Here is a 19760-nt window from a genome sequence, read left to right on the forward strand (position 1 = left end):
GCTCCTTGCCTGTGCGCGAGTCAGCGGGTCAGTTCGCCTGGGTATGGATGGGGATGCGGAGATCGAGGTGGGCCCGCAACAGGCCCGGAACCCGGCGCCGCGCTACGCGGCGCCGGTGACCTCAGCGGGGAAGTTGGCGTTGGTATAGACCGCCTGCACGTCGTCCAGGTCCTCAAGCGCCTCGAGGAGCTTCAGCGTCGCCTGCGCCTGGGAGCCGTCAACATCGACCGACGCCTGCGGCACGCGCTGAATCTCGGCCGCCTGGATGGTCAACCCGGCCTCCTTCAGCCGCTCGGTCACATCCCCCAGTTCCGACGGGTCGGTGGTGATGATGATCTCGCCGTTCTCCGTCTCGACGTCGGTGGCGCCAGCGTCGATCGCCAGGAGCGCGACCTCGTCCGCGTCGACCCCGTCAGCCGAGATCACGATCTGCCCCACTGTTTCGAACTGCCAGGCGACGCAGCCGGTCTCTCCGAGCGTGCCGTTGTGGCGGGAGAAGGCGTGCCGTACCTCCGACGCGGTGCGGTTACGGTTGTCAGTCAGCGCCACAGCCAGCACGGCGACCCCGCCCGGGCCATAGCCCTCATAGATGACCGTCTCGTAGTTCTCAGCATCGGCACCGGCCCCGCTCGCCTTGGCGATTGCGCGTTCGATCGTGTCGTTGGGCATCCCCTCACGCTTCGCACGCTCCAACGCCATCCGCAGACGGAGGTTGGCGTCCGGATTTGGCCCCCCCTCACGGACGGCGACGTGGATCTCGCGCGCGATCTTGCTGAAGGTCGCGCCCTTCTTGAAGTCGGCCGCCGCCTTTTGTCGCTTGATCTGTGCCCACTTTGAGTGGCCTGCCATGAATCACACTCCTCACGCCGGTCATGCAAGGTAGACAGGTGGATACGTCCCGGCCCGCGGCGCAGCGATGGCCAGTCACCGAGATCCTATAGCGCATGAGCGTGAGAAGATCTCAACTCGCACGCCGAGCCCGGGCAGCGTTTAATTGTGACACACCACTCCTACCCCTGCCAAGCAGGGCCTGGACACGGCGTGCCGCGTCAGCTCGTCCAGGAGAGCGGCTATAACGGCGAGACGATCCGCTGGATGGCCCCCGCAGACCGAGAAGACTACTTTGCCGTCGCGGTGACCGGCGTGCAACAGCTCCAGGCCATCGGCCTTAATGTGGAACTGGTTTCCATGGACTGGGGCTCGGTGGTGAACCAGCGGACTCAGCCGGAGGCGTACGAGATCTTCAACACCGGCTTCAGCTTCACTCCGGAGCCGACCACCCTCTCCTTCATCCCGGATGACTGGCCCGGGTGGTGGGTCAGCGAGGACAAGACACGCGTGCTCTCGGCGGTGATGGAGGAAACCGATCCCGACAAGCGCAAGCAGTTGTGGGACGACTTCCAGGCGCTGTTCTACGAGGAGGTTCCCGTCATCAAGGTCGGCGACTTCTTCGGGCTCTCGATCAAGCGGAAGGAACTCAAGGGGGAGAACATCGGGATCTCGTCCTTCCCAGCGTTCTGGAACCAGTGGCTGGAGACGTAGCGGACGTGTGGCACGGCGTGCGGCCCGGTGTCTGTCGAACTCCTGCCGCACTGTGACTACGGTGGAGGGATGAGCGAAACCTGATGGGGGCGTACATCCTTCGGCGAATCGTATCGTTGATCCCGGTGCTCCTGCTTGTCAGCATCGTCGCATTCGCGCTGATGCACCTGACACCGGGCGACCCAGTGGCGGGAATTCTGGGTGAGGATGCAACGGCCGAGGAGATCGAGCGCGTCCGTCAGCAACTCGGACTGGATCGCCCCATCTACGAGCAATACATCGTCTGGCTCTGGAACGCGGTGCGGGGGGATCTGGCCGAGGCGTCGCTCAGTTTCCTCGGCGTAGGGAGTTCGCCGGAGGTGCCGAGTTGGGGCAACATGCTGAACGAGGCGCGCCAGCATATGCGCCGGCTGCCGGGGCTGGCCCTCTATCCCGGTCTCGCGATCATGCTGACGGTGCTCTCGCTCAATCTCCTGGGAGACGGCCTACGCGACGTCCTCGACCCGCACGTTCGCGACGACCGCGGCGCGGGCGTGTAGTGTCGCCTACACCCCCGCCCCGCGCGGGCGGGCGATCTCGACACGGACGGGGCGGCCGCGGAGTTGGGTGCGGCCGAGCGCCTGGATGACCCGGTCGACGACCTGCTCCGGGACGTCCACGAAGGTGTAGCGGTCCATGATCTCGATCTGACCGATGCTCTTGCCCGGGATGCGCGCCTCGTTGGCGATCGCCCCCACGACGTCCATCGGCCGGATGCCGTCCTTCCGGCCGAGGTTGAGGAAGAGCCGTGCCATGCCCGCCTCGGTCGATCCCCCGCCGGTGGGGATCTCCTCCTGCTCGGCCACGCCACGATCGCGCATGAGCATCCGGATCGCCGCCGCGGCGATCTCCGAGGGGTCGTAGTAGGCGGCGAGTTCGTCGACGACCATCATGGCAGCCTCGAGGTCGTTGGCCTCGATGACCTCCGCCAGCGACTCGCCCAGCAGCTCACGCTGGCGGGCAGCGACCTCCTCCGGCGTCGGTACGCCGCGGCGCGTCATGCGCACGCCGGTCGCCCGCTCGATCTCCCGCAGCAGCCGCCGCTCCCGTGGGGTGACCAGGGTGATCGCCGCCCCGGCGCGGCCGGCGCGACCGGTCCGGCCGATACGGTGGACGTAGCTCTCCGGGTCGCCGGGGATGTCGTAGTTGATGACGTGGGTAATACCCTCGACATCGAGCCCGCGGGCGGCCACGTCGGTGGCGATCAAGAGTTCCGCCTGGCCGGAGCGGAAGCGGGCCATCACGCGATCCCGCTGGACCTGCGACAGGTCGCCGTGGAGCGCCTCGGCGGCGTAGCCGAGCGACTGGAGTTGCTGCGTCAGTTCATCCACCCCGCGCTTGGTACGGCAGAAGATGATGGCGGAGGGCGGCGTCTCCATGTCGAGGATCCGGGTGAGGGCCTCGACCTTCGCCCGCTGCACGACCTCGACGTAGGTCTGCTCGATCTGGGGAACGGTGACGCGCTCCGGCTCGACGGCGACCCGTGCCGGGTCACGCAGGTAGCGCCGCGCCAGTGCCGCGACCCGATCCGGGATGGTGGCGGAGAAGAGCGCGGTCTGCCGCTCGGCCGGGACATGGTCGAGGATCCACTCGACATCCTCGATGAAGCCCATATCGAGCATCTCGTCGGCCTCGTCGATGACGACGGTTGACACGTTGCTGAGGTCCAGCGTCTCGCGGCGGATGTGGTCCATCACCCGCCCGGGCGTGCCGACGACCACCTCCACCGGGTGGCGCAGGGCGCGGAGCTGGCGCTCGATCGGCTGCCCGCCGTAGACGGCGAGGACGCGCGTGTCGCGCACGCGGCCGAGCTGGTGGAAGGTCTGTGCCACCTGCACTGCCAGCTCCCGGGTCGGCGCGAGCACCAGCGCCTGCGGGCGGCGGCCGTTGGGCTGGAGCCGCTCGATAATCGGCAGGGCGAAGGCGGCCGTCTTCCCGGTGCCGGTCTGCGCCTGCGCGATCAGATCGCGGCCGGACAGGAGCAGCGGGATCGCCTCTCGCTGAATCGGGGTCGGTTCCTCGAACCCCACTGCGTCAATTGCCTTCAGGACCGGCTCACTGAGGCCGAGGTCCGCAAATCCCTCCATCGCTCCGGTTCCCTCCCGATCAGATTCGGCCGCCATCCGGCCGTCCACCCGCCACGATCTGTCTCACCCGGCAGCACACGCCGCCCGGCCTCTCATCACGCAACCGGCGTACCGTCCCCCGTCAGGTGGCACGAACGTTTGCATGTAGCCCTTTCTCCCCTCTCCCATTGTGGCAAAGGGGTAGGGGTGAGGGGGAAAAGCTGCTCATTCCCCCGTCCTTGACCGGCCGGGCAGGCCGCACGAGAATGGGGATACCGGGCTGCGAGTTTGCAGCGATCCGTTTCCCCTAAGTGATCGGAGGGCCGCCGATGGCCGGCGATCTCCACCTCGACTCCGCGGCACACGAGGACGCTATCGTCTGGGAGCCGTCGCCCGCCGACCTGGAGCGCAGCCGCCTACTGCGCTTCATCCGTGAGCACGGGCTGTCCGACTACGAGGCACTGCTGGCGCGGGCTGTGGAGGACCCTGCCTGGTACTGGGATGCGGTGGTGCGGCACCTCGAGTTGGAGTGGTACACGCCCTACGATCAGGTGCTCGATCTGAGCCGCGGGCTCCCCTGGCCGCGCTGGTTCGTCAACGGCCGGTACAACTACGTGCATGACGCGGTCGACAAGCGTGCGACCGGACCGGATCGCGACCGTATCGCCGTCGTCTGGGAGGGGGACGGCGGGGCGGTCCGGCGCCTCACCTTCGGCGAACTCGCGGCCGAGACGAACCGGCTGGCGCACGCCCTGCGTGCGCTGGGCATCGGCAAGGGGGACCGGGTCGGGATCTTCCTGCCAATGATGCCCGAGACGGCGATCGCTACGCTGGCCTGCAGCAAGATCGGCGCGGTCTTCATCCCGATCTTCTCCGGCTACGGTGCCGAGGCGGCCGCGACACGCCTGACCGACTGCGATGCCCGCCTGCTCATCACCGCCGATGCGTTCTACCGCCGCGGGAGCGTCGTCCCGCTGAAGGCCACGGCCGATGCCGCGGCTGACCGGTCCCCGACCGTCGAGCGCCTGCTGGTCTACCGCCACGTCGGGGCGGATGTCCCCTGGAACCCGGAGCGTGACGTCTGGTGGCATGAGGCGGTCGCAGACCAGCCGGACCACTACGACACCGAGCGGACAGCGGGCGACGACCCGTACATGATCATCTACACCTCGGGCACGACCGGTCGACCGAAGGGCGCGGTGCACACCCACGCCGGGTTCCCGATCAAGGCGGCGCACGACCTCGCCTTCTGCTTCGATCTCCAACCCGACGACACGCTGTTCTGGATCACCGACCTCGGCTGGATGATGGGGCCGTGGGCCATCGAGGGGACGCTAATGCTGGGCGCCACGCTCCTCCTCTACGAAGGCACGCCCGACTACCCCGAGCCGGACCGCCTGTGGCAGGTCGTCGAGCGGCACGGCGCGACCGTGCTCGGCGTCTCGCCGACCGCGGTGCGGGCGCTGATGAGCCGGGGCGACGAGTGGGCCACGCGGCACCCGATGCCGACGCTCCGCGCCTTCGGCTCCACCGGCGAGCCATGGAACCCCGGCCCCTGGCGCTGGCTGTTCACCGTGCCGGGGCAGAGCCGCCGGCCGATCCTGAACTATTCCGGCGGGACCGAGATCTCCGGCGGCATCGTCGGCTGCGTGACGATCAAGCCGCAGAAGCCTTGCGCCTTCACCGGTCCGGTTCCGGGCATGGCGGCCGACGTGGTCGACGCCGATGGGCGGTCGGTGCGCGGCGAGGTGGGGGAGCTGGTCATCCGCGGCCCGTGGGTCGGGATGACCAACGGCTTCTGGCGCGATCCGGACCGCTACCTCGCGACCTACTGGTCACGCTGGCCCGACGTCTGGGTCCACGGCGACTGGGCCGAGGTGGACGCCGACGGCTTCTGGTACATCCTCGGCCGCTCCGACGATACGATCAAGGTAGCAGGCAAGCGGGTCGGACCGGCGGAAGTCGAGTCGGCCGCGGTGGCGCATCCGGCGGTGCAGGAGGCGGCCGCTATCGGCGTGCCCGACCCGGTCAAGGGCGAGGCGGTCGTCATCTTCGCCATCCTCCGTCCCGGCTATACCCCGGGAGACGACCTGCGGGAGGAGATCCGCGACGTAGTGACCCAGCGCCTGGGTCGCCCGCTGCGCCCGGCCGACATCCGCTTCGTCAGCGACTTGCCGCGCACGCGCAACGCCAAGATCATGCGCCGCGTGATCCGCGCCAAGTACACCGGCCAGGAGAACCTGGGCGACCTCTCGGCGTTGGAGAACCCGGCCGCGGTCGAGGAGATCGGCCGGGTGGGGTGAGGAGTAGTGCGTCATGCGTCATCCGTGTTGCGTGTTCCGTGCCGCTCCCCTCTCCCCTGGTGTGAGGGGGGGTCGGGGGTGAGGGGGACGTATCACGCATGACGCATGACGCGTGACGAATCCATCCCGAGGAGCGCCATGACCGCACACGAGCCGACATTCTCGCGGAAGCCGCCGACCGGCTTCCTTCGCTTCTTCCTGAAGCAGCTACCGCGGCTGTACCGTGGGCCGCTGTCCGAGTTGTTCCGCTGGCGCTGCGTGATGCTCCTGACCACGACCGGCCGCAAGAGCGGGTTGCCCCGCACCACCGGTGTCAGCTTCATGCCGCTCGGCGACCGCTACGTCATCTTCTCCGGCTGGGGTGTCCGCTCGAACTGGTATAAGAACCTGCGTGCCAACCCGGAGGTCATCATCCAGGTGGGGCGCCGTCGGATGCGGGCCACCGCCCGGCTGGTCGAGGATCCCGAGCGACGCCGGGATTTGATGCTGATGATGCAGCAGCGCTCGGCCCATTGCGGACCGCCCCGCTTCATGCGCCCGCTCCTGCGGCTCACGCGCACCTTCGACTACGATGCGGAGATCCGCATGGCCGTCGAGCAGGCCGGTAAACTCCCAGTCATCGAGTTGTTCCCCCACGGCGAGGTGTGACGCCGGGCCATTCGGCGGGAGCCGCGGGCGGTCCGTGCCCGGGGGTAAACCCCCGGGCTGACACGGCGAAGCCCACTGAAGGGGCTGGGGACGTAGTGCCCGGTGGGAAGCCGAGTCGGATACGCCTAGATGTCGCCATCACAGCCCCTTCAGTGGGCTTACCTAAATGTGCAGCCCGGCGGCTTTAGCCCCGGGCACCGACTGGGTTGTGGACACCTTATCGCCAGGCGTTGGCTCTCATCCGCCATCAGTTGGTTTCAGCGGGCTTTGCCTTGTCAGCCCAGCGGCTCCATCCGAGTCGAAGGACCTCTTCGCGTGGTGGCCGTCACTACGCGAGATCCTTCGCTCCGCTCAGAATGACAGGGATGGGAATGCGGACGATCCCGTATTCCGAACATGGAATCGCCCGCACTTGGGATGACACGTTCCCACCACCCGGCGTCTTTCACCCGTTGACGTAGGCAGCGAGGTGTTGGCCGGTCAGCGTGGTGGGGGCGGCGACCAGGTCGGCCGGCGTGCCCTCGAAGACGATCCGGCCGCCGTCGTGGCCGGCGCCAGGGCCGAGGTCGACGACGTAGTCGGCGATCGCGATCGTCTCCGGCTCGTGCTCCACGACGAGCACCGTGTTGCCCTTGTCGCGCAGCCGGAGCAGCAGGTCGTTCATCCGCTGGATGTCATGCGGGTGCATGCCCGTGGTGGGCTCGTCGAAGACGTAGGTGACATCGGTCAGCGGCGACCCGAGGTGGCGGACCATCTTGACGCGCTGCGCCTCGCCTCCGGACAGCGTGCCGGACGACCGGTCGAGCGAGAGGTAGCCCAGCCCGATCTCCACGAACGAGTCCAGCACGTGCTGCAGCTTGGCGAGGAGCGGCGCGACCGACGGTTCATCGAGGCTGCGGACCCATTCGGCCAGGTCGCTGACCTGCATCGCGCAGGCGTCGGCGATGCTGATGCCCTTGATCTTCGACGACCGGGCCCGCTCGTTGAGCCGCGTGCCGCCGCAATCGGGACAGGTGGTGAAGGTGATCGCCCGATCCACGAATGCCCGGATGTGCGGCTGCATCGCCTCCCGGTCCTTGGAGAGGAACGACTTCTGGATCCGCGGGATTAGCCCCTCGTAGGTGACGTTGATGCCGTCGACTTTGATCCGGGTCGGGGGCTTGTAGAGGAGGTCGTTCAGTTCCTGCTCGGTGAACTCGCGGATCGGCTTGTCCGGGTCGAAGAAGCCGCAGCCGCGGAAGATGCGCCCGTACCAGCCGTCCATGCTGTAGCCGGGGATCTTGAGCGCTCCCTCGTTCAGCGACTTATCAGCGTCGTACAGCGCGGTGAGGTCGAAGTCGGTCACGCGGCCCATCCCCTCGCAGCGGGGGCACATCCCGCCGTAGAGGGTGACTGTCCGCTCCTCGGTCTTCCCGCTGCCGGGACCGCGCTCGACGGTGATGGCGCCGCTGGCCTGCCCGGCGGCGATGTTGAAGGAGAACGCGGTGGACGGGCCGATGTACGGCTGCCCAAGCCGGCTGAAGAGGATGCGCAGCAGGGCGTTGGCGTCGGTGACGGTGCCGACGGTCGAGCGCGGATTGGCGCCGATCCGCTCCTGATCGACGATGATCGCGGTCGTCAGTCCTTCAAGGACGTCGACGTCGGGGCGGGGAATGTTCGGCATAAAGCCCTGGATGAAGGCGCTGTACGTCTCGTTGATGAGCCGTTGCGACTCGGCGGCAATCGTGCCGAAGACGAGGCTCGACTTCCCGGAGCCGGAGACCCCGGTGAAAACGGTGAGGCGCCGCTTCGGGATATCGATGTCGATGTTCTTGAGGTTGTTCTCGCGGGCGCCACGTACCCGGATGACGTCGTGGCTATCGGCGATGTGCCGCGTAGGCGACGACGTGTCCGGCCTCGGGGTGGGGGGCATCGTTCCTCCAATCAGCAGGCGGAGCCGTCACAGGCTCCGCCGTTGTTGCGTCGCTCGAACTGGAAGCCAGGTTTGGTCTTGGGAACTCGCCCGGCAGCGCGGTCGCGGGGATGCCGCGCCGCGCGTGCCGATCACGCGGGAGCGTCGGCGAGATCAGCTCTCAACTCACCGCCTTCTTCACCAGCTCGCGGATTCGCTCCTCGTCGGCGGGAGTCAACTCCTTCAGTGCGTAGGCGGTCGGCCACATGGTGCCGTCATCGAGGTTCGCCGAGTCGTTGAAGCCGAGGGTGGCGTACCGCGTCTTGAACTTGCCCGCGCTCTGGAAGAAGCAGACGACGCTGCCGTTCTTGGCGTATGCCGGCATCCCGTACCAGGTTCGCGGCGTGAGGTCCGGCGCGCTCTCCTTGATGATGGCGTGGATCCGCTCGGCCATGGAGCGATCCGGTTCGTCCATCTCGGCGATCTTCTCGAGCACGTCGCGCTCCCCGTCCGCCTTGCTGGCGCGCCTGCTGCGGCGTTGCTCCTTGGCGCGCTCCCGCATGGCGGCGCGTTCCTCCTCGGTGAACGTCTGAGCCTCCGCGTCGGTCGCGGCGGTGTTCTCGGCGTTCGTCCGTGAGTCGGCCATTGCAGGGCTCCTCTCTGCTGTCGCGAATCGGCTCGATACGTCCAGGTGATGGCGGTGGCCGCCGTGCCGGATACCGCCCGGCTAGTCCCCGGTCACGATGCTCTGCAACTGATCCAGCATCATCTGCCAGCTATACCGGGCTCCGCCGATCTCCTGCTTGGCTTCGGGTCGGAAGCCGCTCTGCTCCAAACGCAGCCGGGTGACGCCGCCTTCGTCCTCCGTCAGCGTCCAGGAGACCACCGTCGAGTGTGGGACATTGCCCACTCCCTCGGTCGACCAGGTGTAGGCAAGCCGCCGCGGCGGGTCCACCTCGATCACTTCGCAGTCGACGACGCCGTCCCAGCCTGGCGCGTCGCGGAACTGGAAGCGGTGCCCGACGACCGGCTGAAAGTCGTTGGTCTTGAAGAGCATCCACTTGGAGAGGGTCTCGGGATCGGTCAGCGCGTTCCAGACCCGCTCGATGGGGCTCTTCAGCTCGGTCTCCAGGACGACGGTTTCACTCATCCGTTGTTCTCCTCTACGAGTTCCTTCAGGCGGTCGAGCCGCTGCGTCCAGAACTGCTCGTAGAACGAAAGCCACTCCTGAATCTCGCGCAGCGGCGCGGCGTTCAGGCGGTAGCGCGTCTCCCTTCCAACCTTGCGGTCGATCACGAGTCCCGCTTCCTTGAGGATGGCCAGGTGCTTGGCGACGGCCGTGCGGCCCATCGGGAACTGAGCCACGATCTCATGGAGGGGCAACTCATCGACCTCGGCCAACATGCGCAGTATCCGGCGGCGAGTCGGATCGGCCACCGCACGGTAGACATCTCGCATGGGGCCAACTTCCTCCTTTTCTGGCGCACATCCGACGCCATTGCCCAGTCCCCGAACATGACACCATTTGGTGGCCAATCACAGAATACGACACCGAATGGTGTCATGTCAAGCCCCAAGTCCCCGGCACGAGGGGCTGGCGGCAAGCGCCTCAGCGCCTGCGCATCGCCGGTGCGGCGCCGCGGCCCCGTTCGTGGCGAGCCCTGCCGCTACCGGAGGGGGGACGGGGCCGGTTCGCGCCTTCCGACCAGATGGCGCGGCATGTCGAGTGGTTGCTGGAGCGCGGTGCGGACGCAGGTGGGGTAGAGGCGAACCTGATCGAGGTCACTCAGGGGGAACCAGCGGAACTCGAGGTAGTCGTCGCCCTCCTGCCCGGCGTGAACGGCCTCAGTATCGAGCAGGGGGCAACCGTCGGGGAGGTCGACGGCGAAGTAGAGACCGATCTGATGGTAGGGTCGGCCGTCCATGGTGAAGAAGTCTTCGACGACCCAGAGGAGCCGGCCGACTGTGACCTCGACGGCCAACTCCTCGCGCATCTCTCGGGTGAGGGCGTCGGTCGCGGTCTCCAGGATCTCGCAGCGCCCGCCCGGCAGCGACCAGAAGTCGTCGCCCACCGCGCGATGCAGCAGGACCCGGCCGTCGTGCAGGCAGACGCCGCCGACCCGGTAGAGGAAGTGTGCCGGCCCGATATCGACGCTGATCATGCTCACCGATAGGTGCTCCTTGATCGCTCCCCAGCCTGGTTCCCACCCGCCGGGTGTGTCACTCCTGGGCGCGCTCGATTGCGGCGCGGAGGTCGGTGAGGACACGCTGCTGGGTGTTGAGGACGTGCCCGACCATCTCGCGCAGGTGGCGGTTCATGTCGGCGGTGAGGTCGACCACCTCCGCGGCCAGCCGCAGCAGGTCCTCCGGCTGATCGTCCGGCGCGGCGGCGATCTGCTCCAGCAGCGCGGCCGTGCGCTCTTCGTACTGGGTCACCTTTACCCCGAAGACCCGGAGCATCTTGCGCGTCGGGTCGCGCGGCTGGCGCTCCTCCTGCATCGTGGCACTCCCTTCCATCGCGACATCGCCCGCTCGGGCAGTGGTACCCATGACCCATTGTAGGCCGATCGGATGGACCCGCGCTCGTGCCGGCCTCCCGCGACCGCAATCCGCCGGGCGGCTCGCGCGAGGCGTGGGTACGGACATGCCGCTACCGGCGGTAGGCGATGACCAGCCCGTCGTGGATCGGAATGAGGGTGGTGATCCATCGGGGGTCGGTCGTCAGCCGCCGGGTGGCCTCCCGCACGCCCTCCGTAGCCGGGGATCGGTCGGCCTCGTCGAAGATCCGGCCGCCCCAGAGCATGTTGTCGATGATCAGCACCCCGCCGGGGCGCAGTTTCTCCTCGATGACGTCGAGCGAGGCGGGGTAGCCCTCCTTGTTGATGTCGTTGAAGATCAGGTCGAACGGCCCTTCGGTCTCCCGCAGCGCCTGCACCGCCTCGCCGACCCGGTAGCGCACGATGTCGCCGTAGCCGAGGCGCTCCAGGTGCCCCCGTGCGCGCTGGGACAGCTCCTCATCCCAGACGACGTGGTAGACCTCACCGCCGCCGTTCTCCTGCACGGCGCGAGCGAACCAGGCGGTGGAGTAGCCGTAGCCCGATCCCAGCTCGAAGATGCGCCGCGCCCCGGCGATCCGCGCGATCTGGTAGCAGAGGTAACCCGCCGGTGCGCCGATGATCGGGAAGCGGTGCTCAGCGGCGTACGCCTCCATTTCCTGCATCTCCGGCGGCCGCTCCGGCACCAGCTTCTCGACATAATCCATCAGTCGTGCGCGCTCATCCATCCCGCTCATCACGCCCTCCTAACCGGCTGGCTGCTCCAACGGCGTAGCGCCGATTCTACGCGATTGAGGAGGACGGGGATCCGGCCATTCCCCACCGCCCCCTCTGTCGCGTTCCGCGGTGAGGCGTGGCGCATCGTCCCACGGACGGTGGGGCTCCGGTGCGTGCATGGGCGGGTGGGGTGAGGATTTCGTCGCCGTGGCATGTGCCCGGGTCACAACCGCTATCCGCTACGCGGTAGTAGGATCATGCGCCGTGGCATGTGCCCGGGGGTGAACCCCCGGGCTGACAAGGAAAAGCCCGCTGAAGCGGGCTGGGGACGCCGGGTTCGATGGGAGGCCGAACCACACACGTCAGGATGTAGTCATCACAGCCCCTTCAGTGGGCTTCCCTAATCAATATTCAGCCCGGGGATTTATCCCCGGGCACGTGCCGGGCGGCGGCACCTAGCGCCGAGATGTGAACTCAGTCATCCCAGCCGGCTGAAGCCGGCTTTCCTTGTCAGCCCGGCGGCGGGCACACACCGACCGGGTACACTCAACGAGGTCACCAGACTCCATACCACCGTCGTCATTCCCCACCGCATCCCTCATAGAACGCCACGACGCTGCGGGCGGTGGTGAGGACGCGCTGGCGTAGGGCAGGAGGGTCGAGCACCTCAACGGTGTCGCCGAAGCCGAGCACGTAGCCGAGGGCGACTTCCTCGACATCGGCGACGAGGTGCACGGTCGACCAGCCGTCGGCGCCGGGAGGGTCGATCCGCTCGGCGCGTACGTAGCCCGCGCTCGCGCCGAGCCGGCGCAGCGCTTCAGGCGCCGCCCGGAGCGTGAACGGGTAGCGGGGCAGCTCGCGCACGAAGCGGGCGGTGGACTCGGCCCAATAGGCGGCGAGGTCGAAGCCCTCCGGGCGCTGGCATGGCTCATCGGTCACCTCGACGTCCTGCACGCGGGCCACGCGGTAGGTGCGTGGATTTCCGTCGACAGCGGCGACCAGGTACCAGAGGCTCCCCTTGGCGACGAGGCCGAGCGGGTCCACCACGCGCTCGACCGTGGTGCCGTCGTTCCGCCGGTAGACGATGCGCGCCCGGCGATCGCGCCAGACGGCGTCCTGGAGGGCGGGCAGGCAGGGCGCGGGATCTTCACCCTGCCGCCAGCCGGACGTATCGACCAGCAGCCGCTGGCGCGCCCGCTCCGCCTCGCGTCGGCGCATGGTGGGTAGCGCTGCCAGCAGCTTCAGCAGCGCCCCCTCGGCGGCTTCCCTGTAGCCCAGATCGGCCAGCGGGCGGGCTGGCTTGGTGAGGAAGAGCGCCTCGATCTCCAACCCGGTCAGGCCGGAGAGGTCGGTGCGGTAGTCGTCGGGCAGCACCCAGCCGCCCCGCGCGCCGCGTTCGGCGTAGACCGGCACCCCGGCCATGCTGAGCGCTTCCATGTCACGCTGGATCGTGCGGGGCGAGACCTCCAGGCGCTCTGCCAGCTCGCGCGCGGTCATGCGCCAGTGGACTTGGAGCAGCAGCAAGATCGAGAGCAGCCGGTCCGCGCGCATTGGCCCTCCTCGCTCACGACATCCGCTCGCCCGTCATCGAGCATCGTACCGGGGAAATATGACAGCAGGTGTCCGGTATCCTGCCCTATGCTGGGGGAGTTGTGCAAGCCGGACCCATGCCGGGTCGAGTGACCGGGAGGATTGCGCATGAGCGAGCGGGTACCCAGCGCACGGCAGGACGAGCCGCGGGCCAGTCGGCCATGGATGAAAGGGTACGGTGTCCCGGCCGAGGCGGACGGGATGCTCGACTGGACGTTCGCCGTGGAACGGCTGGAGCGGGCCCGCAACTACTGGGTCACCACGGCCGCGCCGACGGGGCAGCCGCATGCGGTCCCGGTCTGGGGCGCCTGGGTGAACGGCGCGGTCTACTTCTCCACGGCGCCGACGACGCGCACGGCGCGCAACCTGGCGGCGAACCCGGCCGTCGCGGTGCACCTGGAGAGCGGCGATGAGGTGGTCGCGCTCGAGGGTGAAGCCCGGCCGGTGACGGCGATGGACGAGGCGACCTTCGCCCGACTGGGCGACGCCCTCCGCACGAAGTACGGCGAGGAGCCGCCCGACAGCCCCGAGGGGTTCTATGTCCTGCGCCCGCGTGTCGCCTACGGCTGGACCCTCGCCGCGTTCCCCAAGAGCGTCACCCGCTGGCAGTTCAACGGGGCGTCGTAAGTGCTTGTCGTCCGCCTAACGGTTGGAATTGGGGGTATTGCCAGACCTAGCAATACCCCCACAGAACCAGTGTTCTGTTACAATTACGCTGACCTTGTGGGAGATCATTGTAACAGGCGCACCGAGACGGCGGAGAGGGACGATGGAGCGAGCAGCGGGGTTGGGCGCACGACTGCGTGCCGCCCGCGAGTGGGCAGGTCTCACCCAGGAGGAAGCAGCCAGCGCGCTGGGTGTCACCCACGCGCTGATCTCCTATTGGGAGAACGATCGACGCACACCGGGACTGGGCCATCTGACCCGACTGGCGGAGATCTACGGCACGACGGTCACCAATCTGCTGGATCCTGCTCATGAAGAGCCCGCCGGACCGCAGCCGGCTCTCCTGTTCCGCGACCTGCGCGACCTTGCGCCGCAGACCCAGGTCAGACTGCGTCAATGGATCGCCTTCCTCGACGACTGGGCCGACTTGCTCGATGAATGTGGCGATGTGCTGCCTGGACCGGGACAGCCTCCTGTCAAGGCATGGCAGCGCGCCCGGCCAATTACCGACGTGCAGCGCGCACCGTCGCTGGCCGTCGATGCCCGCAAGTACTACGGTCTCGGGCTTGACGCGATCCCCGATCTCCAAACGTTCCTCGATCAGCAGGGGATTCTGGTGTATCGCGTCGCTCTCGACCCGCTCGATGTGCCGGGCAGCATCTCCGGGGCTTTCTGCAATCACCCACGGCTTGGGTTCTGTGTCCTTGTCAATACCAACACGACACCGGGCCGGCAGACGTTTACCCTGGCACACGAATTCGCACATGCGTTGTTTCACAGCCAGGTAGCAGCGGTATTGTGCCGCGCGGGCAGCAAGGATCCCCGGGAGCGATTTGCCGACCGATTTGCCGCGCACTTCCTCGTGCCGGAGGAGGGTCTGCTCCGCGTCATAGGACTGCCCGGGGATCGTCCGGTGACCGACCCGCGTTTGGTCATTCATCTGCAGCGGTACTTCGGCGTGAGCTATGCGACCATGCTGAACCGGCTGCTGGACGAAGGCTATCTGACCTCGGAACGGTACGAGGAATACCGGCAACTCAGCCCGGCCGCGCTGGCAGCGAGTCTGGGATTGGAGCGTGACCCCTACCAGCGCGCGGTCTTAGCGTCCAACGCCGTCACGCTGGAGAGCTTCCCACCGTCGGTGCTGGAGCGCGTGAGGGAGATGGTCGAGTCCGACGAACTAAGTCCCGCTGGGGCAGCATCGCTGCTCCGCGTCTCACAGGAAGCAATTCTGCAGCGACTCCTGGCGGCGCCGCGACCAGCAGACAAGGACGAGGAGCGGGAGTTCGACGAACTTCCCGCGCCGGCTACCTCAGTGGCGTGACGGTGTGAGCAGGATGACAAGCGCTGCTTCCGGCGAGCGGCCATGCGTGGTGGACAACATGGTGCTGGCGATGTTCGTAGACGCGGGGCAGGCGCAACTCCTTTCCGATCTCGCCAGTGCTGGCCTGAATATCACACCGACTATCCTTGAACCGGAGGAGTGTCCACCCTTCTCCAATCCACCCACGAGTGAGTTTGCGAAGGGGATCTACGAAGCACAGTCCAACCGTGTTGCTGGGATCGATGACCAGCGGATTCAGCTGCGCACTGCCTTTATCCAGTCTAACTCGTGGCAGCCAGTCGATCTGTTAGACGAGGAACTGAAGCTCGCCTACTACCTCCAGTCGCGGCAGGCGCGAGATGTTGCCCGCGCTCGGGCATCGGGCTTTCGCTACAAGCGCATCCATCCTGGCGAGGCCGAGTGCGCCGCCGTCGCAATCAATCGGGGCTGGGAATTATGGACAGACGATGGCGGCATCGTCGGTCTGGTTCGGGCGCTATACCCCGATTGTCAGGTAGTACGGACCTGCGCGCTGCTCGTGCGTGCGGTCCAGCGTGGACTGATCCCCTGCGCTGATGCGGCGCACCTCTACAATACCGTCTTTAGGGTCCAGCTTGGGCTTCGGACATCCGTCTCCCTACGCTGCGACGGGGAGCAGGCCACCTGCCGTTGATCGTTCTGGCGCTACCCCGCCCGCGCGGGCTCGGGGAGGAAGCGGGCGGCGACTTCGTTGGCGAGGAGGAGGCCGCGGCGGGTGAGGCGGACGTGCGCGCCGTCCCAGTAAAGGAGGCCGGCATCGGTCAGGTCGGTGAGTTCCCGGCCGTAGATCTCCTCCAGCTCCCGGCCGTGGCGGGCGGCGAAGGCCGCGGCGGAGACGCCCTCCTCGGGCAGCCGCAGGCCGAGCATCATCGTCTCGGCCATGGCCGTGGTCTCGTCCAACTCCTCGCGCTCGTCGATGGGCAACCGGCCCTCGCGCACGGCGGCGATGTACTTGGCCGGCAGGCGGATGTTGCTGGAGCGGACGTTGTCGAGGTGGGCGTGTGCCCCGGCGCCGAGGCCGAGGTAGTGCCCGTTGCGCCAGTAGAGCAGGTTGTGCCGTGAGCGGTGCTCCGGGGTGCGCGCCCAGTTGGAGATCTCGTAGTGGTGCCAGCCGGCCGCGGCGAGCCGGTCGAGCGCGCGCTCGTACATGTCAGCGGTCGTGTCCTCGTCGGGCACGGTCAGGATGCCGCGCTGGACGGCCCGCTCGTAGGGCGTGCCCGGCTCGACGATCAGCGAGTACAGCGACAGGTGGTCCGGCTGCCAGCGGAGGATGCTGTCCAGGTCGTCCTCCCATTCGGCCATCGTCTGGTTGGGCCAGCCGAAGATGAAATCCACGCTGAAGTTGTCCACCCCGGCCGCTCGGGCCGCGGCCAGCGCCCGCTCCGGCACGTCGGGCTTGTGGGCGCGGCCGAGCACCTTCAGCCCGCGCGCCTGCTGCGTCTGCACCCCGAGGCTGATTCGGTTCACACCGGCCTGGAGGAAGCCGTCGAGCGTCGCGGCGTCGATCGTCTCGGGATTGGCTTCGAGCGACACCTCGGCGTCGTCGGGCAGGGGGAAGCGCTCCCGTACCGCGTCGATCAGCCGCGCGACGAGCTCCGGCGGGAGGAGCGACGGCGTGCCGCCGCCGAAGAAGATCGACTGCGCCGGGCGGGGGCCGATCGCCGCCAGGGTCAGATCCATCTCCCCGATCAGCGCCTCCACGTATTCCGGGATCAGGTGTTCCTGCCGGGCGTAGGTGTTGAAGTCGCAGTAGGGACAAATGCGGGTGCAGAAGGGGATGTGGATGTAGACCCCGAGCGGGGCGTCGGCCGGCAGCGGCGCGGTCACGGTAGCGATGCTCTCCTTCGTCGGGCCTCGGGCCGGCGCAAGCCGTCCGCGACGCCATACTTCGTATCAGAGGAAGTATACGGCGCCCCGGCTACTCCAGATCGACTGACAGGAATGCCTCGGCGAGCGCCAGGCCGGCGGGGCGGCCCGCGTCTTCGGCCCACTGGCGTACCCGGGTGTGGAGGCCGCCGGGGAAGGCGGACGCCTGGCTGGCGTGCTGCTCCAGGGCCGCGACCTTCCGGTCGAAGACCGGGGCGATGTCGACGAAGGTGTCGGGCTGGTCGCTGCCGAAGAGGAGCGCGCGGCCGACGACGTGCGGCGACAGCCCCGCCGCGACCTGCTCCGGGAAGAAGGTCGCCAGCCGGCAGGCGGGGAAGGCGGCGGCGAGCGTCGCCGCGCCGACGGCGCGGTGGTCCGGGTGCTGGCGGTAGCGGCGCGTCAGCGGGTCGTGGGTCACGATCAGGTCGGGGCGGAAGCGCCGGATCTCGGCGGTCAGGAGGGCGCGCAGCTCCAGGGTGTCGAACACCTCGCCGTCGGTCAGGCGCAGGAAGGTAACGTTGGTCACCCCGAGCGTGCGAGCGGACGCCTCTTGCTCGGCCTCGCGCATGCGGCTGAAGGCCACCGGATCGAGGCTGGGGTCGGGCATGCCCTTGTCGCCGGAGGTGACGACGACGTAGCTGACGGTTGCGCCGGCCGCGGTCCAGCGCGCGACCGTCCCGCCGCAGAAGAAGTCGGGGTCGTCCGGGTGCGCCCCGACGATCAAGACCCGGGTGGCGTCAGGTAGATCGGCCATTCGTCTCCCCCTCCCACTCGTGCTTCGCGGCATCCCGGCTCTCACTCTACTGCGGCCCGGCACCGCGAGCCAGAGGTGAACGCGGGAACGCACCTGCTCTGACCACGGCTGCGCGGCGGCGTACATTCTGCGACAATACGCCGCCGGGTCGAGGAGAGGAAACTGGCATGGGGGCACGACCAGGCGCAGACGTGGTCACAACCGAGCCGGTGGACACGGGCCGGCGGGTGCTGCTGGGCGCGAACGCGATCCTGGCCCTGCTGGCCGCGGTGAAGCTGGCCGCACACCTGGCCGTGGCGGGGAACTACGGCTACTTCCGGGACGAGCTCTACTACATCGCTGCGGGGCGGCACCTTGCCTTCGGGTACGTTGAATTCCCGCCGCTCATCGCCCTGCTCGCGGCGCTGGTCCGGGTGACGGTGGGTGAGTCGCTGGTGGCGCTCCATGTCGTGCCGGCGCTGGCCGGGACCGCGCTGGTGGTGGTAACCGGGTTGATCGCGCGGGCGCTGGGCGGCGGGGCCTTCGCGCAGGGGCTGGCGGCGCTGGGCGCGCTGGTCGCCACGGTCATGCTCGCCATGGGCTCGCTCTTTTCGATGGACTCGCTCGATCAGCTCTGGTGGGCGCTGGCGGCCTACGTCCTGGTGCGGTTGATCAAGGAGGAGCGGCCGCGGCTATGGCTCCTGTTCGGGCTGGTGGCCGGTATCGGGTTGGCGACCAAGGTCACCATCGCAGCCTTCGGCTTCGCGGTCGTCGTCGGGCTGCTGCTCACACCTGCTCGCCGGCTCCTCTTCACGCGCTGGCTCTGGCTGGGTGGGCTGGTGGCATTCGCTTTCGCCCTCCCCTACATCATTTGGAACGCGGTCAACGGCTGGCCCACGATTGAGTTCTGGGGCAACTACGGCGGCAAGCTGACCGAGAGCTCGCCGGTCGGCTTCCTGCTGGAGCAGGTCCTTTCCGTGAATCCCGTGACGCTGCCGCTGTGGCTTGCCGGACTCGCCTTCTTCCTGCGCGCTCCGCAGGGCCGCCCCGAGCGCGCGCTCGGGCTGGCCTTCCTCATCCTCCTCGTGCTGTTTGCCCTCACCGGCGCCAAGCCGTACTTCCTGGCACCGGCCTACCCGATGCTTCTCGCCGGGGGCGCGGTGGCCATCGAGCAGGCGACGCGGCGCGGGGGTGTGCGCAGTATCCGCGTCGCCTACCCGGCCCTGCTGCTCCTGAGCGGGGTGCTGACGGCTCCGATCGCCCTGCCGATCCTCGCACCGGATACCTGGGTCCGCTATTACGGCTTCGTGACCGGCGCGACGGCGCAGGAGCAGGTGCATGAGGGCGGGGCCCTGCCCCAGTGGCTCGGCGACCGGTTCGGCTGGGAGGTGATGGTGGAGACGGTCGCGGGAGTCTACCAGGGGCTGCCGGTCGAGGAGCGCGCCCGCGCCTGCATCTTCACCGCGAACTACGGCGAGGCCGGGGCCATTGACTTCTTCGGTCCGGCGCACGGGCTGCCGCGCGCGATCAGCGGGCACAATACCTACTACCTGTGGGGGCCGGGCGACTGCACGGGCGAGGTCGTCATCTCGGTCGGCTACACGCCCGCTGAACTGGACGCGATCTTCGACGACGTGACGCAGGCGGCGACGGTGACCTGCGAGGTATGCATGCCGGAGGAGGCCAATGTGCCGATCCTGGTCGCCCGTGGGCTGCGTCAGCCGATGGATCAGATCTGGCCGCAGGCGAAGCACTTCAACTGAGCTGCGCCGTGCCCTACC

At 68.1% G+C, this 19760-nt stretch carries 19 protein-coding genes and 1 pseudogene; 8 read left to right on the top strand and 12 right to left on the bottom strand.

All coding sequences use genetic code 11. The annotated features are described in order from the left end of the window. Positions 1-102: 102 nt before the first annotated feature. Complete coding sequence (locus STHE_RS11920) at positions 103-849, bottom strand: YebC/PmpR family DNA-binding transcriptional regulator (RefSeq protein WP_012872837.1); 747 nt, start codon at positions 847-849, stop codon at positions 103-105. Positions 850-1041: 192 nt separating this feature from the next. On the opposite strand from STHE_RS11920, the gene STHE_RS11925 reads away from it, so the two are divergent. Both STHE_RS11925 and STHE_RS18085 read left to right on the top strand, forming a co-directional pair. Then, a complete protein-coding gene (locus STHE_RS11925) occupies positions 1042-1542 on the top strand; it encodes a periplasmic substrate-binding domain-containing protein (protein WP_041399085.1) in 501 nt (166 codons plus the stop codon). A gap of 83 nt (positions 1543-1625) precedes the next feature. Continuing rightward, on the top strand, positions 1626-2081 hold the full coding sequence (locus STHE_RS18085) for an ABC transporter permease (RefSeq protein ID WP_052295312.1): 456 nt from the start codon (positions 1626-1628) through the stop codon (positions 2079-2081). Between the two features lie 6 nt (positions 2082-2087). Here the strand turns inward: STHE_RS18085 and STHE_RS11935 are convergent, their stop codons facing one another. Then, complete coding sequence (locus STHE_RS11935; protein WP_012872838.1) at positions 2088-3668, bottom strand: DEAD/DEAH box helicase; 1581 nt, start codon at positions 3666-3668, stop codon at positions 2088-2090. A 308-nt stretch (positions 3669-3976) separates the two neighbouring features. On the opposite strand from STHE_RS11935, the gene STHE_RS11940 reads away from it, so the two are divergent. Then, positions 3977-5950 (top strand): AMP-binding protein, encoded by a 1974-nt coding sequence (locus STHE_RS11940; protein WP_012872839.1) that lies wholly within the window; start codon positions 3977-3979, stop codon positions 5948-5950. Between the two features lie 138 nt (positions 5951-6088). Then, positions 6089-6598 carry a nitroreductase family deazaflavin-dependent oxidoreductase gene (locus STHE_RS11945; protein ID WP_012872840.1) on the top strand — a complete coding sequence of 170 codons (510 nt, stop codon included), beginning with the start codon at positions 6089-6091 and terminating at the stop codon, positions 6596-6598. Positions 6599-7064: 466 nt separating this feature from the next. Here the strand turns inward: STHE_RS11945 and STHE_RS11950 are convergent. The 8 genes and pseudogenes from STHE_RS11950 to STHE_RS11985 form a co-directional block, all read right to left on the bottom strand. Next, a pseudogene (locus STHE_RS11950) lies at positions 7065-8510 on the bottom strand (excinuclease ABC subunit UvrA); the annotation flags it as partial. Positions 8511-8670: 160 nt separating this feature from the next. Then, positions 8671-9135 (bottom strand): iron chaperone, encoded by a 465-nt coding sequence (locus tag STHE_RS11955; protein ID WP_012872842.1) that lies wholly within the window; start codon positions 9133-9135, stop codon positions 8671-8673. A gap of 81 nt (positions 9136-9216) precedes the next feature. Beyond that, on the bottom strand, positions 9217-9639 hold the full coding sequence (locus STHE_RS11960) for an SRPBCC family protein (protein ID WP_012872843.1): 423 nt from the start codon (positions 9637-9639) through the stop codon (positions 9217-9219). Further along, on the bottom strand, positions 9636-9947 hold the full coding sequence (locus STHE_RS11965) for an ArsR/SmtB family transcription factor (RefSeq protein ID WP_012872844.1): 312 nt from the start codon (positions 9945-9947) through the stop codon (positions 9636-9638). Before STHE_RS11965 ends, STHE_RS11960 begins: the two co-directional genes overlap by 4 nt. A gap of 209 nt (positions 9948-10156) precedes the next feature. Next, positions 10157-10651, bottom strand: a complete 495-nt coding sequence (locus STHE_RS11970; protein ID WP_041400189.1) for an NUDIX hydrolase — start codon at positions 10649-10651, stop codon at positions 10157-10159. A 58-nt stretch (positions 10652-10709) separates the two neighbouring features. Next, entirely contained in the window at positions 10710-10988 is a 279-nt protein-coding gene (locus STHE_RS11975) for a hypothetical protein (protein ID WP_012872846.1), read from the bottom strand. A 151-nt stretch (positions 10989-11139) separates the two neighbouring features. Beyond that, positions 11140-11781, bottom strand: a complete 642-nt coding sequence (locus STHE_RS11980; protein WP_012872847.1) for an O-methyltransferase — start codon at positions 11779-11781, stop codon at positions 11140-11142. Positions 11782-12340: 559 nt separating this feature from the next. Continuing rightward, the gene (locus STHE_RS11985) at positions 12341-13312 is read right to left on the bottom strand and encodes a helix-turn-helix transcriptional regulator (protein WP_012872848.1); all 972 of its coding nucleotides are present in this window, start codon (positions 13310-13312) and stop codon (positions 12341-12343) included. 147 nt (positions 13313-13459) lie between these two features. Here STHE_RS11985 and STHE_RS11990 point away from each other — a divergent pair, with 147 nt between their 5' ends. From STHE_RS11990 to STHE_RS12000, 3 genes are all read left to right on the top strand, one after another. Then, a complete protein-coding gene (locus STHE_RS11990) occupies positions 13460-13978 on the top strand; it encodes a pyridoxamine 5'-phosphate oxidase family protein (RefSeq protein ID WP_012872849.1) in 519 nt (172 codons plus the stop codon). A gap of 142 nt (positions 13979-14120) precedes the next feature. Next, the gene (locus tag STHE_RS18090) at positions 14121-15341 is read left to right on the top strand and encodes an XRE family transcriptional regulator (RefSeq protein ID WP_012872850.1); all 1221 of its coding nucleotides are present in this window, start codon (positions 14121-14123) and stop codon (positions 15339-15341) included. Between the two features lie 58 nt (positions 15342-15399). Next, positions 15400-16014 (top strand): hypothetical protein, encoded by a 615-nt coding sequence (locus tag STHE_RS12000; RefSeq protein WP_012872851.1) that lies wholly within the window; start codon positions 15400-15402, stop codon positions 16012-16014. 11 nt (positions 16015-16025) lie between these two features. Here the strand turns inward: STHE_RS12000 and hemW are convergent, their stop codons facing one another. Both hemW and STHE_RS12010 read right to left on the bottom strand, forming a co-directional pair. Next, a complete protein-coding gene (gene hemW, locus STHE_RS12005) occupies positions 16026-17207 on the bottom strand; it encodes a radical SAM family heme chaperone HemW (protein WP_012872852.1) in 1182 nt (393 codons plus the stop codon). Between the two features lie 91 nt (positions 17208-17298). Further along, positions 17299-18000 (bottom strand): PIG-L deacetylase family protein, encoded by a 702-nt coding sequence (locus STHE_RS12010; protein ID WP_012872853.1) that lies wholly within the window; start codon positions 17998-18000, stop codon positions 17299-17301. Between the two features lie 167 nt (positions 18001-18167). Between STHE_RS12010 and STHE_RS12015 the strand changes: the two genes are divergently transcribed. Continuing rightward, entirely contained in the window at positions 18168-19742 is a 1575-nt protein-coding gene (locus tag STHE_RS12015; RefSeq protein ID WP_012872854.1) for an ArnT family glycosyltransferase, read from the top strand. Positions 19743-19760: the final 18 nt, after the last annotated feature.

This window comes from Sphaerobacter thermophilus DSM 20745 (assembly GCF_000024985.1).
GTDB lineage: Bacteria > Chloroflexota > Chloroflexia > Thermomicrobiales > Thermomicrobiaceae > Sphaerobacter > Sphaerobacter thermophilus.